At 69.5% G+C, this 19650-nt stretch carries 12 protein-coding genes and 3 pseudogenes; 11 read left to right on the top strand and 4 right to left on the bottom strand.

Annotated elements, in window-relative coordinates; all coding sequences use genetic code 11:
- The first annotated feature begins 120 nt into the window (after positions 1–120).
- From FU658_RS00680 to FU658_RS00635, 11 genes and pseudogenes are all read left to right on the top strand, one after another.
- Complete coding sequence (locus tag FU658_RS00680; RefSeq protein WP_147890347.1) at positions 121–5061, top strand: NAD-glutamate dehydrogenase; 4941 nt, start codon at positions 121–123, stop codon at positions 5059–5061.
- 72 nt (positions 5062–5133) lie between these two features.
- Positions 5134–5901 carry an NAD kinase gene (locus FU658_RS00675; RefSeq protein WP_147890346.1) on the top strand — a complete coding sequence of 256 codons (768 nt, stop codon included), beginning with the start codon at positions 5134–5136 and terminating at the stop codon, positions 5899–5901.
- Positions 5902–5992: 91 nt separating this feature from the next.
- Positions 5993–6859: a 5'-nucleotidase gene (locus FU658_RS00670; protein ID WP_147890345.1), complete on the top strand. Its 867-nt coding sequence runs from the start codon at positions 5993–5995 to the stop codon at positions 6857–6859.
- A gap of 45 nt (positions 6860–6904) precedes the next feature.
- Positions 6905–7246 (top strand): annotated as a pseudogene (locus FU658_RS15870) (PhnD/SsuA/transferrin family substrate-binding protein); the annotation flags it as partial.
- A gap of 19 nt (positions 7247–7265) precedes the next feature.
- Complete coding sequence (locus FU658_RS00660; protein WP_147890344.1) at positions 7266–7907, top strand: phosphate/phosphite/phosphonate ABC transporter substrate-binding protein; 642 nt, start codon at positions 7266–7268, stop codon at positions 7905–7907.
- A gap of 12 nt (positions 7908–7919) precedes the next feature.
- A complete protein-coding gene (locus FU658_RS15865; protein WP_222708323.1) occupies positions 7920–8207 on the top strand; it encodes an ATP-binding cassette domain-containing protein in 288 nt (95 codons plus the stop codon).
- Complete coding sequence (locus FU658_RS14600) at positions 8153–8728, top strand: phosphonate ABC transporter ATP-binding protein (protein WP_255505336.1); 576 nt, start codon at positions 8153–8155, stop codon at positions 8726–8728. The genes FU658_RS15865 and FU658_RS14600 overlap by 55 nt, the downstream gene beginning before the upstream one ends.
- Positions 8725–9513, top strand: coding sequence for a phosphonate ABC transporter, permease protein PhnE (gene phnE / locus FU658_RS00650; RefSeq protein ID WP_147890343.1), 789 nt, complete (start codon positions 8725–8727; stop codon positions 9511–9513). The genes FU658_RS14600 and phnE (FU658_RS00650) overlap by 4 nt, the downstream gene beginning before the upstream one ends.
- Positions 9510–10400: a phosphonate ABC transporter, permease protein PhnE gene (phnE, locus tag FU658_RS00645; protein WP_147890342.1), complete on the top strand. Its 891-nt coding sequence runs from the start codon at positions 9510–9512 to the stop codon at positions 10398–10400. Before phnE (FU658_RS00650) ends, phnE (FU658_RS00645) begins: the two co-directional genes overlap by 4 nt.
- Before the next feature lie 113 nt (positions 10401–10513).
- Entirely contained in the window at positions 10514–11425 is a 912-nt protein-coding gene (locus tag FU658_RS00640; RefSeq protein ID WP_255505365.1) for a 5'-nucleotidase, read from the top strand.
- A 320-nt stretch (positions 11426–11745) separates the two neighbouring features.
- A pseudogene (locus FU658_RS00635) lies at positions 11746–13540 on the top strand (acyl-CoA dehydrogenase C-terminal domain-containing protein).
- A 162-nt stretch (positions 13541–13702) separates the two neighbouring features.
- On the opposite strand, the gene FU658_RS00630 reads toward FU658_RS00635, so the two are convergent.
- The 4 genes and pseudogenes from FU658_RS00630 to lexA form a co-directional block, all read right to left on the bottom strand.
- Entirely contained in the window at positions 13703–16825 is a 3123-nt protein-coding gene (locus FU658_RS00630; protein WP_147890340.1) for an error-prone DNA polymerase, read from the bottom strand.
- A 62-nt stretch (positions 16826–16887) separates the two neighbouring features.
- Positions 16888–18390 (bottom strand): Y-family DNA polymerase, encoded by a 1503-nt coding sequence (locus tag FU658_RS00625; protein WP_147890339.1) that lies wholly within the window; start codon positions 18388–18390, stop codon positions 16888–16890.
- A 12-nt stretch (positions 18391–18402) separates the two neighbouring features.
- Positions 18403–19026 carry a translesion DNA synthesis-associated protein ImuA gene (imuA, locus tag FU658_RS00620; protein ID WP_147890338.1) on the bottom strand — a complete coding sequence of 208 codons (624 nt, stop codon included), beginning with the start codon at positions 19024–19026 and terminating at the stop codon, positions 18403–18405.
- A 3-nt stretch (positions 19027–19029) separates the two neighbouring features.
- Positions 19030–19637: pseudogene (lexA, locus tag FU658_RS00615) on the bottom strand (transcriptional repressor LexA).
- Positions 19638–19650 lie beyond the last annotated feature (13 nt).

Here is a 19650-nt window from a genome sequence, read left to right as displayed (position 1 = left end):
GCCAACCACGAAGGGGCCCTGCCGCGAGGCAGGGCCTTTTTCGCAGGTTCCGGCTGGCCCCCCCAACCCTGCCTCGCTACACTTTCACACTTTGTTTATCCCGACCGGAAAGCCCCTGACATGAGCGAATCCTCCGCCAGTCACGTCAGCGTCCATGACGTCTCCCTCGAACCGATCATGACGGCGATCCGGGAGGCGCTTCCCACGGCCCGACATGAGGAGGCGCTGGCCTTCGCGGACGCGTTCTACGGGCGCATGTCGGCGGAGGAGTTCGATGTGCGTCCGGCCGGCGACTGGGCGGCCCTGGCGCGCGATTTCCTCGAGTTCGCGCGCGAGCGCCCGGCGGGCAAGCCGGTGCTTCGGGTGTTCAACCCGACCCAGGGCGAGCACGGCTGGAGTTCGGCCCACACCGTCGTGCAGGTGGTGAACGACGACATGCCGTTCCTGGTCGACTCCGTGAGCATGGCGCTGGCCCTGTCGAACGTGTCGATCCACGTGCTGGGCCATCCGGTCGTGGAGGTCGAGCGCGATGCGGGCGGCGCGCTCGTGGGGCTCGGCCGCGGCCAGCGTGAATCGTTGCTGCACATCGAGATCGACCTGCAGACCGACCCCGACGTGCTGGCGACGATGATCCGCGACATCGAGACCGCGCTGTCGGATGTGCGCATGTCGGTGGCCGACTGGGCGGCGATGCGCAACAAGGCACGGGCGATCGCCGAGGAGCTGGCGGGTTCGAAGGTGCGCTTGAGCGCCGAGGCCATGGCGGAGACCCAGGAGTTCCTCGCCTGGGCCGCCGACGACCACTTCACCTTCCTGGGCTACCGCGAGTACGAGGTCCGCCACGAGGCTGGCGACCAGGTGCTGGCGGCCCTGCCGGGCACCGGCCTGGGCCTGCTCAAGGGCGAGGAGCGCATCGGCAAGCCGCGCTCGCTCAAGACCCTGATCGCGCACACGCTGTCGCAGAACGACCAGATCGACGCGCTGATCCTGACCAAGACCAATGCACGCTCGACCGTGCATCGCCCCGGCTACATGGACTACATCGGCGTGCTGCGTTTCGACGCGCAGGGCGAGCCGGTCGGGGAGCACCGTTTCGTCGGCCTGTACACCTCGGCGGCCTACAACCGCCGGCCCTGGGACATCCCGCTGGTGCGCCAGCGCTTCGAATACGTGATGAAGCGCTCCGGACTGCCGCGCGACGGCCACAGCGGAAAGGCACTCAAGCACATCCTGGAGAGCCTGCCGCGCGACGAGCTGTTCCAGTCCAGCGACGACGAGCTGTTCCAGACCTGCATGGGCATCCTCAGCCTGCAGGAGCGCATCCGGCCGCGCCTGTTCCTGCGCCGCGACCGCTATGGGCGCTTCTTCTCCGCCTTGGTCTACATCCCGCGCGACCGCTTCAACACCGACACCCGACTGCGCATCGAAGCGATGCTGATGGAGGCGCTCAACGGCCAGCGCATCGACACGACGATCCAGGTCGGCGACCTGCCGCTGGCGCAGTTGCACCTGATCATCCGGCCCAAGGCCGGCGGGGCGGAGTTCAACGTCGCCGAACTCGAGCAGCGCCTGGTCGAACTGGTGCGCAACTGGCACGACGACCTGCGCGACATCCTGATCGAGCGCCGGGGTGCGGAGGACGGGCTGAAGCTGTCGCAGCGCTTCGGGCGCGCCCTGCCCGGCGGCTACATCGAACGGGCCACGCCCGAGGTGGCTGCCAACGACGTCGAGCACCTCTCGCGCCTGGAGGGGCCGCAGGACCTGCGCCTGGCCCTGTACCGCAGTGGCGAGGATGCCAGCCAGGTGCATTTCAAGCTCTACCGCCAGGGCGAGGCGATCGCCCTGTCCGATGCGCTGCCGATGATGGAGAACATGGGCCTGCGCATCGTCGCAGAGCATCCCTTCGAGGTGCATGCCGACGGCATGTTGCGCTCGATCCAGGACTTCAGCATCGAATTGCCGGGCGGGGAGATCGACGTCGGGGCGGTCCGCGAGGTGTTCGAGGATGCCTTCGAGCAGGTCTGGCGCGGGACCGCCGAGAGCGACGGCTTCAACCGGCTGGTGCTGGTGGCGCGCCTGGACTGGCGCGAAGTGGCGATGCTGCGGGCCTACTGCAAGTACCTGTTGCAGGCCGGCGTGCCGTTCTCGCAGGCCTACATGGAGTCCACGCTGTGCCGCTACCCGCTGCTGGCGAGGTTGCTGGTGGAGTTGTTCGAGGCGCGCTTCGACCCGGCCCGGGAGGGTGAGGGCGGCGAGCAGGCCCGCGAGAGCCTGCAGCGCGAACTCGACGGCATCCACGACCCCACGCTGGACGAGAACGCGCACACCATCATCGAAGAGGTCGCCTACGCGCGCGGGCTCGATCGCAGTGCGCAGGCCGATGCCGCGCTCGACGCGCTGGCCATCCTGCTCGAGCGCGTGTCCAGCATCGACGAGGACCGCATCCTGCGCAGCTTCATCGGCGTCATCGAGGCGACGCTGCGTACCAGCTACTTCCAGTGCCCGGACGGCACCTACCGCGACTACCTGGCCTTCAAGTTCGACCCGGGCCTGATCCCCGAGCTGCCGCGGCCGAGGCCCTACCGCGAGACCTTCGTGTGCTCGCCGCGGGTCGAGGGCGTGCACCTGCGCTTCGGCAAGGTGGCACGTGGTGGCCTGCGCTGGTCGGACCGGCGCGAGGACTTCCGCACCGAGGTGCTGGGCCTGGTCAAGGCGCAGATGGTGAAGAACACGGTCATCGTTCCGGTGGGCGCGAAGGGCGGCTTCATCGTCAAGCAGCCGCCTGCGGCCAGCGACCGCGAGGCCTTCCTCGCGGAGGGCGTGGCCTGCTACCGCATGTTCATCAACGGCCTGCTCGACATCGCCGACAACTACGCCGGCGACACGGTCGTGCATCCCGTGGGCGTGGTGCGCCGCGACGACGACGACCCGTACCTGGTCGTGGCCGCCGACAAGGGCACCGCGACGTTCTCCGACATCGCCAATGGCATCTCGCTCGAGCACGGCTACTGGCTGGGGGATGCCTTCGCCTCCGGTGGCTCGGTGGGCTACGACCACAAGGGCATGGGCATCACCGCCAAGGGCGCCTGGGAGTCGGTCAAGCGCCACTTCCGCGCGCTGGGCATCGACAGCCAGACGCAGGACTTCACCGCGGTCGGCATCGGCGACATGTCCGGCGACGTGTTCGGCAACGGCATGCTGCTCTCGCGCCACATCCGGCTGGTCGCCGCGTTCGACCACCGCCACATCTTCATCGACCCGAACCCGGATTCGGCCGCCAGCTACGCCGAGCGCGAGCGGTTGTTCCAGCTGCCGCGATCGAGCTGGGAGGACTACGACCGGGCCCTGGTCTCCTCCGGGGGCGGCATCTTCGCGCGTTCGATGAAGTCGATTCCGCTCAGCGAGGAAGCCCGGTCCGCGCTGGGCATCGACGAGTCGGTGACGCAGATGACGCCGAACGAGTTGATGAACGCGATCCTCAAGGCGCCGGTCGACCTGTTGTGGAACGGTGGCATCGGCACCTACGTCAAGGCGGCCTCGGAAAGCCACGAGGACGTCGGCGACCGCGCCAACAACGGACTGCGCGTGAATGGCGGCGAGCTGCGCTGCCGCGTGGTGGGCGAGGGCGGCAACCTCGGCCTGACCCAGCGCGGCCGCATCGAGGCCGCGCTGCAGGCCGGCGTGCTGCTCAACACCGACTTCATCGACAACTCCGCCGGCGTGGACACCTCCGACCACGAGGTGAACATCAAGATCCTGCTCAACGCCGTGATGCAGCGGGGCGACCTCGGCATCGAGGACCGCAATGCGCTGCTGGCCGAGATGACCGACGAGGTCGCATCGCTGGTCCTGGTCGACAACTACCGCCAGAACCAGGCCATCAGCCTGATGGAGCGCATGAGCGTTTCGCGCCTGGGCTCCAAGCAGCACTTCATCCGCACGCTGGAGTCGCGCGGGCTGCTCGACCGCCAGCTGGAGTTCCTGCCCTCCGAGAGTGAGTTCGAGGACCGCCGTTCGCGCGGCCTGGGCCTGACCCGGCCGGAGCTTTCCGTGCTGCTGTCCTACGCCAAGCTGGTGGCGTTCGACCAGTTGCTGCACTCCGACGTGCCGGAGGATCCCTACCTGTCCCGCGAACTGCTGCGCTATTTCCCGCAGCCGCTGCAGGAGCGTTTCGCCGACCTGATGGAGGACCACCGCCTGCGCCGCGAGATCATCGCCACGGCGGTCACCAACTCCACGATCAACCGCATGGGCGCCACCTTCCTGATGCGCATGCAGGAGGACACCGGGCAGTCGCCGGCACAGATCGCCAAGGCCTACACGATCACCCGCGAGGTGCTCGACGCGCGCGAGCTGTGGGCGCAGATCGACGAGCTCGACCTGCGGGTGCCGGAATCCTCACAGATCGACGCCCTGCAGCGCATCTGGGCCCTGCAGCGTGGCATGACGCGCTGGTTGCTCAACCGCCCGGGCCAGTCGCTGGGCATCGCCGACCAGGTCGAGCGCTACAAGCCGGGCATGGACGCACTGCGCGAGGCCCTGCCCGAGGTGCTGGGCGAGGAGGACCGCGAGGCCTTCGAGGCCGACCGCCACCAGTGGCTGGGCGCGGGCTTCCCGGACGCGATGGCGACCCAGCTGGCCGCGCTGGCGTGGCTGGAGTCGGGCATGGACATCGTCGAGGTGGCCGGCAGCTCGAGCGAGCGGGTCGGACTGGTCGCACGTGTCCACTTCCGTTTCGGCCAGGTGATGCACCTGTCCTGGCTGGCCCATCGCATCGACGAACTGCCGGTGGGCGGGCGTTGGCATGCGCTGGCCCGTGGCGCGCTGCGTGACGAGCTCCAGGCCCAGCATCGCGGCCTGGTCGCGCTGGTGCTCGAGGAGAGCGAGCAGGCCGGGCCCGAGGCGGTGGATGCGTGGCTGGCGCGTGACGACGCCACACTCGGCTTCACCCGGCAGATGCTCGATGAACTCCGCTCGCAACGCACGATGGACTATCCGACCCTGTCGGTGGCGGTGCGCCTGCTGGCCCAGACGGTCGCGGCCGAGCAGGTCGCGGCCTAGCAGTGACGGCCCGGGCGCCCGTGTGGCGGGCGCCTGGGTTAAGCTGCGGGCCGGGTCGAGGGGGAGTCGGGTGTGAACCAGCCACGCATAGCATTCCTTGGCAGCCGCCATCCGGGCGCGGCACAGGCGCTGGCTTCACTGATCGCGGCGCACGGGCAACACGAGCCCGCGGACGCCGACGTCATCTGTGCCCTCGGCGGCGACGGCTTCATGCTGCAGACCCTGCATCGCCACGGCAGCCTCGGCAAGCCGGTGTTCGGCATGAAGCTGGGCTCGGTCGGGTTCCTGATGAACCAGTACCGGGGCGAAGGCCTGGTCGAGCGCCTCCAGGCCGCTGAACCGGCGATGCTCCGCCCCCTCGAGATGACGGCGGTCACCGAGTCGGGCGCCAGTGTCCATTCCCTCGCCTACAACGAGGTGTCGCTGCTGCGCCAGACGCGGCAGGCGGCCCACCTGAGGATCCAGCTCAACGAGCGCGACAAGCTCGAGCTGCTGGTCTGCGATGGCATCCTGGTCGCCACGCCGGCCGGCAGCACGGCCTACAATTTCTCCGCCCACGGGCCCATCCTTCCCCTCGGCTCAAGCGTCATCGCGCTCACGCCGATCGCAGCCTTCCGGCCGCGTCGCTGGCGGGGTGCCATCCTGCGTGCGGACACCGAGATTCGACTCCAGGTGCTGGACCCGGACAAGCGGCCGGTGTCGGCCACGGCCGATTCGCACGAAGTGCGCGAGGTGGTCGAGGTCGTGATCCGCTCGTCGCAACGACACAGCGTCACGCTGCTGTTCGATCCGGAACACAACCTCGAGGAACGCATCCTCAACGAGCAGTTCCTGACCTGAGCAGCCGCGGCATCATGGCGCGCCGGGAAGGTGGCGCCTAACGGCCAGGGCAGGCCAGGATCCACCCCCGAATCCCCGACCGGACTTGTCCATGTCTTCCGCCAACACGCCCCCTTCGCCGCTCCAGACTACCCCCGGCTCGGGTCGAGACCCGGTCGCGCCGCTGATCGTCGCGGTCTCCTCGCGTGCACTTTTCGACCTCGAGCAAAGCCATGTCCTGTACGAGAAGGAAGGACTGGAGGCGTACACCAGCTTCCAGCGAGAGCGCGAGGACGAGCCGCTCGAACCCGGCGTCGCCTATCCGCTGGTGCGCAAGCTGCTGGCGCTCAACGAGCGCCTCGGACCAGACCAGCCCGGCGTGGAAGTGATCCTGATCTCGCGAAACTCCTGCGACACCGGGCTGCGCATCTTCAATTCGATCGAGCGCCTGGGGCTGTCGATCACCCGCGCGGCCTTCACCAATGGCGCGGCCCCCTATCCCTACATCGCGCCGTTCAATGCGCAGTTGTTCCTTTCCACCCATGGCAACGACGTGGCCAACGCGCTGCGCGCCGGCGTCGCCGCGGCGACGATCTGGCCGGCCCAGGCCGACGGCCTGGACGCCGATCAGGTGCGCCTGGCCTTCGACGGCGACGCGATGCTGTTCTCGGAGGGCGAGGAGGAGACCGGCGGTGGTGCGTTCCGCAGCTTCCTCTCCGCGCTGCATCGCCTGCAGGCGGCCTTCCCGATGGGCGAGGCGGATTCACCGATCCGTACCGCACTGATCACCGAACGCTCCGCGCCGGCCCACCGGCAGGTCATCGCCACGCTGCGCGAGTGGGGCGTGCGGCTGGACGAGGCGCTGTTCCTGGGTGGGCGCAGCAAGCAGGAGTTCCTGCGCACCTTCGGCGCCGACATCTTCTTCGACGGCCGTGCCGATGGCGAGTTGCTGGACCCGGACAAGGTGCTGGCCCGATGACACGCGCCCGTAACAAAACCGACATACGCTGACGCAGTGAACTCCATGACTCCAGACAATCCCGCCGGTGCGGGCGGTGGCAATGTGCCCGCTACCCCCTCGCCCGCATTCGGCCCGCACGCCGTGCTGAAGTGGCTGGTCGTGGCCTGTGCCGCGGTGCTTCTCGCGGCGTGCTGCCCGGAGGCCCGGGTCGACGAGCGCGGCTGGCCGACGGAACTGGTGCTGGGGCTGGTGCCGGCCAACGAGGCCGAAATGATGGTCGACAACCTCGACCCGATCACCGAGTTCCTGTCCGAGCGCATCGGCGTGCCGGTGCGTGGTTTCGTGCCGCAGGACTACACCGGCCTGGTCGAGGCGATGGGCAGCGGACGCGCCGACATCGGCATGCTGCCCCCCGTTCGCGGCGATGCTGGGCGCGCGCCGCTACGACATCGAGCCGGTGCTCATCTCGGTGCGCGATGGCGAGACCGGCTACCGCACCCAGTGGATGACCAACGATGCATCGGTGTGCGACACCGATCCCGTGCCCGGCGTGCGCGGCATGCTCGAGTGCGAGGGCGACATCGCCAGCGTGCGTGGCCAGAGCGTGGCGTTCACCGACCCGAACTCGACCACCGGATTCCTGTTCCCGGCGCAGCAGCTGGCCGACATCGACATCGACTACGAGCGCGACATCCAGCCGATCTTCGTGGGTTCCCACGACGCGGCCGTGGCTGCGGTGCGGCGCGGCGACGTGCGTTTCGCCGTCGCCTACGAGGATGCGCGCAACATGATCCGGGGCCAGCACCCGGACGTGGCGGAGCGCGTCATCGTCTTCAACCACTCGCCCTACATTCCCAACGACGGCGTGCAGGTGCGTGCCGACCTGCCGCAGGACCTCAAGGACGAGATCGCACGTGCCTTCCTGGAGTTCGCCCAGGAGCAGGAAGCCTCGCTGCCGCGCGAACAGCGCGCGCTGTACATCATTTACGAAATCGACGGATTCGTGCCGGCCGGAGGGGGGGTGTACGACACCGTCTCCGAAGTCTACGAACTGATGCGTCGCTGACCGGAGCCCCGGATGACCGACCAGACCACCCCCACCGGCGGCGGCAAGCCCGCGATCGCCTACCGCAACGCCAACGTCACCTACGGCGGTGGCGTGCATGCGATGAAGGACCTGACGCTGGACATCGAGGACGGCCAGTTCGTCGTCATCGTCGGCTCCTCGGGCGCCGGCAAGTCCACCCTGATGCGCTCGGTGAACGGGCTGATCCCGTTGAGCTCGGGCAGCCTGGAGATCCACGCACGCCGGTGCCGACCAAGCCGGGCCCGGAGTTGCGCCACCTGCGCGCCGGCATCGGGATGATCTTCCAGGACTTCCGCCTGGTGAAGCGGCTCAGCGTGCTGGACAACGTGCTGATCGGTCGCCTGGCGCACGTGCCCACGTGGCGCAGCCTGGTTGGCATGTGGCCCAAGAAGGACATCGAGATCGCCTTCGACGCGCTCGAGCGCGTGGGCATTCCCGACAAGGCCTACGTCAAGGCCAGCCAGCTTTCCGGTGGCCAGCAGCAGCGCGTGGGCATCGCCCGGGCGCTGGCGCAGCAGCCCCGGGTGATCCTGGCCGACGAGCCGGTGGCGTCGCTCGATCCGATCACCTCGCACCAGGTCATGCAGGACCTGCTGCGCATCAACCGCGACCTGGGCATCACCACGATCGTCAACCTGCACTTCCTCGACCTGGCCAAGCGCTACGGCCAGCGCATCATCGGCCTGCGCCATGGCGAGCTGGTCTATGACGGGTCCGGCGAGACGGTCACCGACAAGCAGTTCCTTGAAATCTATGGCCGCCCCCCGGAAGAGGACGACTTCCTCGGAGGCGCCAAATGAACCAGGCCATGCGCCCGGCGAAGCCGCGGCCATCCTGGGGCCTGTGGGCCGCGATCATCGGCGTGGTCGGTGGCATGACGCTGTGGTCGGCCTGGGGCGTGGGTCTGTCGGCCACCGAGTTCTTCTGCAACATCGGCGGGGGTGGGCGCCTGCTGCGCGAGTCGTGGCCGCCGGATTTCGCCTTCCTGCCGCGGCTGTGGGGTCCGTTCCTCGAGACGTTGCAGATCGCGCTGATCGGCACCGTGGTCGGCGGCATCCTGGCGATCCCGGTGGCGGTGCTGGCGGCACGCCCGATCTCGCCCAACCGCACCACCTGGTTCGTCGACCGCAATTTCATGAACGTGCTGCGCACGATGCCCGACCTGTTCTGGGCGATGCTGTTCGCCGCCGCCGTGGGCTTCGGCCCGTTGGCAGGTGCGCTGGCGCTGAGCGTGTTCACGGTCGCCGTGGTCAGCAAGCTGTTCTCGGAGTCGATGGAGTCCATCGACATGAACCTGCCCGAGGCGGTGCGTGCCAGCGGTGGCACCTGGCTTGAGATGGTGCGCTTCTCGGTGTTGCCGCAGGTGTGGCCGCAGTACGCCTCCTACGTGATGTACGCCTTCGAGCTCAACGTGCGCGCCTCGATGGTGCTGGGTCTGGTCGGCGCCGGTGGCATCGGCATGATCCTCAATACCCAGCGCGCCAGCTTCGAATACGAGCGGGTGACGATGATCATCCTGATGGTGCTGGTGGCGGTGCTGGTGATCGAACAGATCTCCATCGCGGTCCGGAGGCGCCTGATATGACCGCCCGGACGAGCAAGACCTACCCCGGCCGCCCGCGCGGCGGCCTCGCCACCTGGGTGAGCCTCGGCCTCGGCCTGGCCTTCCTCGCCTCGCTGTGGGCGGTGGATGCCTCGCCGCAGCGGTTGATCGCCGTCCCAGGAGAGGTGCTGATCTTCCTCGGGCGCTTCTTCCTGCCCGACATGTTCTTCCTGCGCGACCCGGAGACCGGGCGCTGGCTGTGCAGCCAGGACTGGGCCGCCTGCCAGTCCGCGTTGGGCACCCACTGGTCCGGAGTGGTCGGCTACGGCCGCGACCAGGTGGTCGCCGGCATCATCGAGTCGATCCACATCGCCTGGATCGGCACGATCATCGGCGCGGTGCTGTCCTTGGGCCTGGCCTTCCTGGGCGCGAACACGCTGTTTCCGACCCTGTCCAAGGGTGTCAAGGCGCTGTCCTCGACGATTCGTGCGGTGCCCGAGATCCTGCTGGCGATCTACCTGATTCCGATCGTCGGCCTGGGCGCCACGGCGGGAGCGCTGGCGATCGGCCTGCACTCGGTCGGCATGCTGTCCAAGCTGGGTGCCGAAGTCGTCGAGTCGATCGACATGGGGCCGGTGGAGGCGGTCGAGGCGGCCGGTGGCTCGAAGATCGCGGCGATCCGATATGCGGTGCTGCCGCAGGTGATCCCGGAGATCCTGGCGCAGTGGTTGTTCCGCTTCGAACTCAACCTGCGCGCCTCGGCGATCCTCGGCGTGGTCGGCGCCGGTGGCGTCGGTGCGCTGCTGCTCAACGCGCTGCGCTACCGCCAGTTCGACAAGGCCGCGGCGGTGCTGATCATGACGGTGCTGGCGGTGCTGGCGATCGACATGCTCTCCAGCGCGTTGCGACGTCGCCTGACCCGCATCTGAGGGCGGCGCGACGCCGCGTGGCGTTATAGTTTCGTGCCGGCCCCACGGGCCGGCCCAGTCATGGAACCCGGGCACGCATGAGCGATCCATCCAGCACCCAACCCGAGGCGCCGATGCCGCCGGCCGATCCTGCCGGGCCGCTGATCGTGGCGATCACGTCGCGCGCGCTGTTCCATCTGGAGGACTCCAATGCCTTGTTCGAGCGCGAGGGCCTGGCGGCGTACACCGCGTTCCAGCGCGAGAAGGAAGACGAAGTGCTGGCACCGGGAATCGCCTTCCCGCTGGTGCGCAAGCTGCTGCGCCTCAACGAACTCGGCAACCCGGACAGTCCCCGCGTGGAAGTGGTGTTGCTCTCGCGCAACTCCAGCGACACCGGGCTGCGCATCTTCAACTCCATCGAGCACCACGGGCTGAAGATCCGCCAGGCGGTGTTCACCAGCGGCGCACCGGTGTATCGCTACATCCGGCCCTTCGGGGCACAGTTGTTCCTGTCGGCGAACCCGGCCTCGGTGCGCAGCGCGCTCGACCACGGCGTGGCCGCGGCGACGATCCTGCCCGCACCGGCACCGGAGCGGGTCGGCGAGCAGCTGCGCATCGCGTTCGACGGGGACGCGGTGATCTTCGGCGATGAGTCAGAGCGCATCAACCTGGAGCAGGGGCTGCATGCCTTCTCGGAGAACGAGCGCACGATGGCGGGCGAGCCCCTGGCGGGCGGGCCGTTCCGGGCGTTCCTGGCGGCGCTGCACCACCTGCAGGCGGCGTTCCCCGAGGCCGATTCGCCGATCCGCACGGCACTGGTGACGGCGCGCTCGGCGCCGGCGCACAAGCGGGTCATCCTGACGCTGCGGCGCTGGGGGGTGCGGCTCGACGAGGCGCTGTTCCTGGGCGGACGCTCGAAGGGCCCGTTCCTGAAGGTGTTCGGGGCGGACATCTTCTTCGATGATTCTCAGCACAACATCGATTCGGCGCGCGAGCACGTGGCGACAGGGCACGTGCCGCACGGGGTTTCGAATGTTCGGCGTTGAAGCCTTGGTGCGTTGAAGCATTGGGCGTTGGGGTTCGGGGCGTTGTTGAGGGGCCGCGGAGCGCGGGGACCTTACCCCTGAATCGAAAAACTCCTGCGGAGCTTTTTCTTTAAAGGATTCCGGGGCAAGGTCCCCGCACTCCGCGGCGTCGGGGCGGGGAAGGGTGCCCGGGTCTGGGACGTGGCTGCGTGTGGGTGAGTCGAGTCAGCGTTTCCAGTTTAGGGAGAGGGGAGGTGGTTTTCACGGAACGGTGATGCCACCATACGGCATCGTATGCATGCCGGCCGGGTGGTCGGCGCCACCATCCCGGAGAGCTGCAGATGCCCCACTACAACGCCCCGCTGCGCGACATGCGCTTTGTCCTGTTCGAACTGCTGGAGGCCGGTGCGCAGTTGCGCGAGATGCCGGCGTTTGCGGAGGTGGACGACGAGACGGTGCTGGCGGTGCTGGAGGAGTCGGGGCGGTTCGCGGCCGAGGTGGTGTTGCCGCTCAATGCGGTGGGCGACCAGCAGGGCTGCACCTTCCATGGCGACGGGGTGGTCACGACGCCGGAGGGCTTCAAGGAAGCGTACCGGCAGTACGTCGATGCGGGATGGCCGTCGCTGGCCTGCGGTACCGAGTACGGCGGGCAGGGTTTGCCTGCGACGGTGAACAATTCGGTCTACGAGATGTTCAATTCGGTCAGCCAGGCTTGGCTGATGTACGCGGGGTTGTCGCATTCGGCCTATGAATGCCTCAAGGCGCATGGGAGTGACGAGCTCAAGTCATCTACCTGCCAAGCTGGTGTCGGGCGAGTGGACCGGGACGATGTGCCTGACCGAGGCGCACTGCGGCACCGACCTGGGCATGCTGCGCACGCGCGCCGAGCCGGGTCCGGACGGCAGCCATCTGCTCAGCGGGACCAAGATCTTCATCTCCGCCGGCGAGCACGACATGGCGGAGAACATCCTGCACCTGGTGCTGGCGCGGCTTCCGGATGCGCCGGAGGGCACGCGTGGGATATCGCTGTTCCTGGTGCCGAAGTTCCTGCCCGATGCCGACGGTGGCGTGGGCGAGCGCAACGGCATCCAGGCCGGCTCGATCGAGCACAAGATGGGCATCCACGGCAATGCCACCTGCGTGATCAACCTCGACCAGGCGCGGGGCTGGCTGATCGGCGAGCCACACCGTGGGTTGCAGGCGATGTTCGTCATGATGAATTCGGCGCGGCTGGGCGTGGGCATGCAGTCGCTGGGGCTGGCGGAGATCGCGCAGCAGCAAGCGGTGGCCTATGCGAAGGATCGGCTGCAGAGCCGCTCGGCGCAGGGGGCGGTGCAGCCGGGGAAGCCGGCCGATCCGATCATCGTGCATGCCGACGTGCGGCGGATGCTGTTGACCGGCAAGGCCTACGTGGAGGCGGGGCGGGCGCTGACCTCGTGGACGGCGCTGATGATCGACCAGGCCCAGCACCATCCGGACGTGGCGGTGCGCGCGCGTTGCGAGGCGCTGATGGCGCTGCTCACGCCGGTGGTCAAGGCGTTCCTCACCGACAACGCGTTCGAGACGACGAACCTGGCGGTGCAGGTGTTCGGCGGGCACGGCTACATCCGCGAGTGGGGGGTGGAGCAGTACGTGCGCGATGCGCGCATCAACATGATCTACGAGGGCACCAACGGGATCCAGGCGCTGGATCTGCTGGGGCGCAAGGTGCTGTCCGATGGCGGAGCCAGGCTCAAGCTGTTCGGCGAGGAGATCGGTGCGTTCCTGCAGGCGCAGGGTGGTGAGCCGCGCATGGCGGAGTTCGTGGGGCCGCTGGCGAAGCTGCTGGAGGCGACCAGTGCGCTGACGGGCGAGATCGGGGTGCGGGCGCGGGAGAATCCGGACGAGGTGGGGGCGGCTTCGGTGCCTTACCTACGGATCGTTGGACATCTGTGCTTCGGGTGGATGTGGGCGCGGATGGCGCGTGTTGCGTTCGCGAAACTGGATGCGGAGGAGCGCGGGGATGGGTTCTACGTGGCGAAGCTGGCGACTGCGCGGTTCTATTTTGCGAAGTTGATGCCGGAGACGGCGATGCATATCCGGGCGATCAAGGCTGGTGCTGAGCCGTTGATGGCTCTGGATGCGGAACTGTTTTGATCTCGTGATGCTTGTGTTCGCTCCGTTGCGGGGCCGCGGCGCGCGGGGTGCATACCCCTGAATCGAAAAACTCCTGCGGAGCTTTTTCTTTAAAGATTCAGGGGTATGCACCCCACGCACCACGGGCTGGCGTGTGGGGGGGGCGAGCGTCGGGGTATGTCTTTAGTGGAATTCCCTGCCTTGGGATTTCAGGCCGGGGAGGAGGGGGGTGTAGTCGTCGAGGCGGTGGGCGATGAGGTGTTGGACGCCGTCGCGGCGTTCGAGGATGCCGTCGATCGCCAGCAGGGTGGATTCGAGCAGTTCGCGGCGCTGGCGCAGGGCCAGGTCGCGCCAGACGACGATGTTGAGCATGCCGGTCTCGTCCTCGACAGTCAGGAAGGTGACGCCGCTGGCGGTGCTGGGGCGCTGCTTGAGGGTGACCAGGCCGGCGAAGCGGACGTGGCTGCCGTGGGGAAGGTGGGCGATGTCCTGGGCGCGTTTGACGCGGCGGGTGGTCAGTTGGCGGCGGATCAGGCTCAGCGGGTGGCGCTCGAGGCTCAGGCCGGTGCTGGCGTAGTCGGCGAACACGTCTTCCTGGGCGCTGGGGGGGCGCAGGGCGATGCGTTGTTCGGGGACGGGGGCGAGGCTGATGACGTCCTCGCCGGCTTCGGCGGCGGCGATCGCCCAGTGGGCGCGGTGGCGGTGGCCGGCCAGGCGCTTCAGGGCGCCGGCTTCGGCCAGGGCGGTGCGTTCGCGGGCGTCCAGTCCAGCGCGGGCGCACAGGTCGGCGACGTCGCGGAACGGGGACCGGGTGCGGGCGGCGACGATGCGTTCGCCGGCGTCCGCCGACAGGCCGTTGACCAGGCGCAGGCCCATGCGCAGCGGGAGGGGGGATGCGCCGCTGCCTTCCAGTGAACAGTCCCAGCCACTGCTGCACACGTCGACCGGACGCACCGGGACGCCATGGGCGCGCACGTCGGCGATGATCTGGGCCGGGGCGTAGAAGCCCATCGGCTGGGCGTTGAGCAGGGCGCAGGCGAAGGCGTCGGGGTGGTGGCATTTCAGCCAGGCGGAGACGTAGGCGATCAGGGCGAAGCTGGCGGCGTGGGATTCGGGGAAGCCGTAGCTGCCGAAGCCCTTGATCTGCTCGAAGACGCGTTCGGCGAATTCGGTGTCGTAGCCGCGCACCAGCATCCGGCCGACCAGGCGCTCGCGCCAGTGCTCCAGGCCGCCGCGGCGTTTCCAGGCGGCCATCGAGCGGCGCAGGGCGTCGGCTTCGCCGCCGGTGAACTCGGCGGCGACGATCGCCAGCTGCATCACCTGTTCCTGGAAGATCGGCACGCCCAGCGTGCGCTCGAACACCTGGCGCAGTTCGTCCGAGGGGTATTCCACCGGCTCCAGGCCCTGCTTGCGGCGCAGGTAGGGGTGCACCATGTCGCCCTGGATCGGGCCCGGGCGCACGATCGCCACTTCGATCACCAGTTCGTAGAAATTCTCCGGCTTCAGCCGCGGCAGCATCGACATCTGCGCGCGCGATTCGATCTGGAACACGCCGATCGTGTCGGCGCGCTGCATCATCGCGTAGGTGGGCGCGTCGCCCTCGGGCACGGCGGCCAGGTCCAGGTCGAGGCGGCGGTGTGCACGCAGCAGGTCGAAGCAGCCGCGGATGCAGCTGAGCATGCCCAGCGCCAGGCAGTCGACCTTGAGCAGGCCCAGCGTCTCCAGGTCGTCCTTGTCCCACTGGATGATCGTGCGCTCGGGCATCGCGGCGTTCTCGACCGGCACCAGCCGCGACAGTGGTTCATCGGAAATGATGAAGCCGCCGACGTGCTGCGACAGGTGGCGCGGGAAACCCTTGAGCTCGTCGAGCAGCACCAGGAAGCGGTGGATCGGTGGCGCGTCGGGATCGAAGCCGCGCTCGCGCAGGCGCAGCTCCAGCGGGGCTTCGGACTGGCCGCGGCCGAACACCGCCGAGAGCTGGTCGACCTGGTCTTCGGAAAACCCCAGTGCGCGCGCCAGGTCGCGCGCGGCGCTGCGCGAGCGGTAGCAGATCACGGTGGCGGCGAGCGCGGCGCGGTGGCGGCCGTACTTGCCGTAGATGTACTGGATCACCTCCTCGCGGCGCTGGTGCTCGAAGTCGACGTCGATGTCGGGCGGCTCGTTGCGCTCGCGCGAGATGAAGCGCTCGAACAGCATCTGGATGCGGTCCGGACCCACCGCGGTGATGCCCAGGCAGTAGCAGACCACCGAGTTCGCGGCCGAGCCGCGGCCCTGGCACAGGATCCCCTGCGCACGCGCCCAGCGCACGATGTCCTCCACGGTCAGGAAGAAGGCCTCGTACTGCAGGTCGGCGATCAGCGCCAGCTCCTTTTCGATCAATGCGCGCACCTTCGGCGGTTCGCCGTCGGGCCAGCGCCGCTTCACCCCGGCCTCGGTCAGCGTCCGCAGGTGCGTGGTCGGCGTATGGCCTCCGGGCACCAGTTCGTTGGGGTAGACGTACTTGAGCTCGCGCAGGCTGAAGCGGCAGCGCGAGGCGATGCGCACGCTCTCGGCCAGCAGCTCGGGCGGGTAGAGCTGCGCCAGCGCCGGGCGCGGGCGCAGGTGGCGCTCGCCGTTGGGGAACAGCTCGAAGCCGCACTGCGCCACCGCCCGGCCCAGCCGGATCGCGGTCAGCGCGTCCTGCAGCGCACGGCGCCGGCGCACGTGCATGTGCACCTCGCCGGTCGCGACCAGCGGCAGTCCATGGCGCTGGCCGAGCTGCTGCAGCGCGTGCAGCCGGTCGCGCTCGCCGGGCAGGCGGTGCAGCGACGCGGCGATCCAAAGCCGTCGCGGGAACAACGGACGCAGCCAGCCGGCCACTTCATCCGCGTCATGGTGCAGCGGCTCAGCGGGGGTACTGGAGCTGGCGTGATCCGGCGACCACAGCGCCAGCAGCCCCTCGCGCGGCATCGCCTCGATGTCGGCCCGGGCCAGCCGGTACTCACCCTTGGGCGAGCGCCGGCGGCCGGTGCTGATGAGCTGCGACAGCGCCGCGTAGCCTTCGCGGTCCTCGCACAGCAGCACCAGCCGCGGACCATCCTCGAGGCGCAGCTCGCTGCCGACGATGAGCTTCAGGCCGGTCGCCTCGGCCGCCTCCAGCGCCCGCACCACGCCGGCCAACGTGCACTCGTCGGTGATCGCCAGCGCCTCGTAGCCCAGCGCCCGGGCGCGGGTGAACAGCTCCTCCGCGCTCGACGCCCCGCGCTGGAAGCTGAAGTTGGAAACGCAGTGCAGCTCGGCGTAGGCGGGGGTCGGTGGCGGGCGCATGGCGGCGATCCTGCGGCGGCGCCGTCTCATCGACTGAGAGTGTCGCTGCAACCTGGCCATGGTCAGGCGAACCAGCCGTGCAGCATCCAGTGGCGCTCCTGCGCCGCGTCCACCAGTTCGCCGCCGCCCACCTGGCGGAACAGCCAGGCGCGCTGGCCGCCCTCGAGTTCGGCCACCACGTATTCGCGGCGCACGTCGTCGCCGTCCCACCAGCCGGTCTCGATGCGCTCGGGGGGCATCGAGCAGGCGCTGGATGCGCTGGCGCAGCGGCACCGGCGTCGGCAGCAACCAGGCCGGGCGCGGCGGCAGGCAGGACGGGCGCGCATCGCTGCGCTCGGCCACCCGCCAGGCGCGCTCGGGACGGTGCTCGGCCTGCATCGCCAGCGGCCGCACCGCCTCGTCGCCCAGTCGTGCGCGCAGGCGCTCCACCAGCGCATCGAAATCCAGCCCGCCGCGCGTGCCCGGGTCGAACAGGTCGCGCAGTTCCGGCTGGAACGGCGGCAGGTCTCGGCCACCAGCGCCAGCGCCTGCGCCGGGTGCGGCAGGCGCACCTGTTCCAGCCGCCCGCGCGCGGCATCCAGCAGGGCGGCCGCCTCGCGCATCGGCTTGCGCAGGCCGATCCAGCGACGGCTGTCCTCGGCGCCCTCGTGCTCGAAGCGCAGCTCGAAGCCGGGCACGCCGCCATCGCGCAGCTGCAGGTAGCTGGCCAGCTCGTCGACCAGGCGCCGCAGCGGGAACGCCAGCGCCTGGCTGGAGACGATGCCGTAGTCGAATTCGATGCGGCGCTCGAAACGCTCGGCCGGGCGATAGGCCGGGCGCGGGTCGGGCAGCCGGCCCTGCAGGCGGTCGAGTCGCTCCAGCACGCCGGGGCCATAGCGGCGCTGCAGTCCCGGTCGGGGCAGGGCCATCAATTCGCCCAGGCGGCGCACGCCCAGCTGCGACACCGAACGCAGTGCCTTCGCGTCCAGGCCCGCCGCTTCGATCGGCACCCGCCGCAGGGCACGCAGCAAGCGGGTCTCGTCGAACACCGCGAAACCGTCGGCCAGCCAGGCGAACACCTCGGCGGCGGCCGGCGTCGGTGCGGCGGCGATCGCATGCACGTGCCCCAGGGCATCGAGGCGCTCGCGCACCCCGCGTTGCAGGGCCGGCCAGCCACCGAACAGGCGCAGGCTGGCCCCGACCTCCAGCAACACCGTGGCTGGCGGGGCCAGCAGCACCTGGCTGCTGAAGCCATAGGCCAGCGCGCCCAGGGTTTCCAGTCGCCCGGCCTCGGCGCGGGCATCGCGCCGGCGCAGCCGCAGGTCCGGGCGCAGCGCCTGGGCCTGGGCCGGGCTCATGCCGCGGGTGATGCCCGCGGCTTCGGCGCGCTCATCGGCGTCGACGATCAGGGCCCGCTGCACCGGGCCGTCGATCACCGCATGCGCGGCGTCGGGATCGAATGCCTCCGCATCTTCCTGGATGGGGCCAGCCCGATCACGATCGGCTGCCGTGCGCTTGCCGCAGGCCGGCCCCCAGGCCATCTCCAGCGACAGCCGGGGCAGGGCGAAGCACGCCCACAGTTCCATGACGGCGGCCCCTCAATGCCGTCGCGGCTGGCGCAACGTCCCGCTGGGAGGCTGCGCGCCGCGGCTCTTGAGCACCTGCACCGCCAGCTGGCCGGGCTCTCCGTGCAGCAGCAGGCGCAGCGCGGCGGGGCTGGGGTTGGTGGCCTGGTGCGCGGGCCGGAACACGAAGGCGTGTGCGCCCCCGTCGCTGGCGGCCACCTGCAGGCGGCGCAGCAGGCGCTCGTCGCCGCTGCGGGTCCAGCACAGCACCGCGCCGAAGCAGCCCGCGCGCAGGCACTGCTCGGCTGCCCAGGCGCTGCGTTCGGCACTTGCGTCGATCCAGGCGAGCTTCTCCAGCGCCACGCCGGCGCGTGCCAGCGCCGGGGCATAGGGCAGGTAGGGCGGGGCCACCAGCGCGATGCGCTCGCGCCGGCTGATCGCCGCCACCGCCGGCAGCACCAGTTCCAGTTCGCCGATGCCGTCCATCGACACCAGCAGCTCGCTCAGCGCCCCGCGCGGGAAGCCGCCCCAGGGCAGCGCGTCATCGAGCGCCGCCAGCCCCGAAGGCAGTCCGTCGGCCAGGCGCCGCGGTGCACGGCTGCCGCGGAACACCTGGCCGGCGGCCAATCCCTCCTGCAATGACACGACCTGGCCCATGGCCTACCCGCGCCGGATCACGCCGACGTACAGGCCCTCGATCGCGAAGTCGGCCGCATCCATCGGCACCCGGATCGGGCTGTAGTCGGGGTTCTCGGGCAACAGCAGCAGGCCCTCGCCATCACGGCCCAGGCGCTTGACGGTGATCTCGCCCTCCAGCCGGGCCACCACCACCTGGCCGATCGTGGCCTCGGGCGTGCGGTGCACCGCGATCAGGTCGCCGTCGTGGATGCCGATGCCCAACATCGAGTCGCCCTCCACCCGCAGCAGGTAGTGCGGGCGACGCCGGAACAGCGCCGGGTCGATGCTGAAGCGCGCCTCGATGTTGCCCTCGGACAGGACCGGGCTGCCGCCGCGACCCGGCCCACCAGCGGCAGGGGCAGGGCCGGCGCCACGCCGACCGGCACCGGCAGCGTGAAGCCGCGGGCCTTGCCCGGCGCGTGTTCGATCAGCCCCTTCGCCGCCAGCGCCTGCAGGTGCTTGCGCGCCGCATTGGGCTGGATGCCGAAGGCCCGTGCCAGCTCGCCCACCGTGGGCGGCAGGCCGGTGCTGGCGAGGTGGTCGCCGAGGAAGTCGAGGATGGCCTGCTGGCGTTCGGTGACGGTCTTCATGGTGTCTATTTAA

The sequence above is a fragment of the Alkalisalibacterium limincola genome (assembly GCF_008017755.1).
In the GTDB taxonomy this organism is placed as follows: domain Bacteria; phylum Pseudomonadota; class Gammaproteobacteria; order Xanthomonadales; family Xanthomonadaceae; genus Alkalisalibacterium; species Alkalisalibacterium limincola.
Note: the sequence above shows the minus strand (reverse complement) of the source record. Positions and strands in the feature narration are given on the sequence as shown.

Coding starts and splice junctions, on each gene's coding strand:
- FU658_RS00625 (WP_147890339.1), bottom strand. CDS start 18,390: ATGGAACTGTGGGCGTGCTTCGCCCTGCCCCGGCTGTCGCTGGAGATG.
- FU658_RS00680 (WP_147890347.1), top strand. CDS start 121: ATGAGCGAATCCTCCGCCAGTCACGTCAGCGTCCATGACGTCTCCCTC.
- phnE (WP_147890342.1), top strand. CDS start 9,510: ATGACCGCCCGGACGAGCAAGACCTACCCCGGCCGCCCGCGCGGCGGC.
- FU658_RS00670 (WP_147890345.1), top strand. CDS start 5,993: ATGTCTTCCGCCAACACGCCCCCTTCGCCGCTCCAGACTACCCCCGGC.
- FU658_RS00630 (WP_147890340.1), bottom strand. CDS start 16,825: ATGCGCCCGCCACCGACCCCCGCCTACGCCGAGCTGCACTGCGTTTCC.
- phnE (WP_147890343.1), top strand. CDS start 8,725: ATGAACCAGGCCATGCGCCCGGCGAAGCCGCGGCCATCCTGGGGCCTG.
- FU658_RS00640 (WP_255505365.1), top strand. CDS start 10,514: ATGCCGCCGGCCGATCCTGCCGGGCCGCTGATCGTGGCGATCACGTCG.
- FU658_RS00660 (WP_147890344.1), top strand. CDS start 7,266: ATGCTGGGCGCGCGCCGCTACGACATCGAGCCGGTGCTCATCTCGGTG.
- FU658_RS15865 (WP_222708323.1), top strand. CDS start 7,920: ATGACCGACCAGACCACCCCCACCGGCGGCGGCAAGCCCGCGATCGCC.
- imuA (WP_147890338.1), bottom strand. CDS start 19,026: ATGGGCCAGGTCGTGTCATTGCAGGAGGGATTGGCCGCCGGCCAGGTG.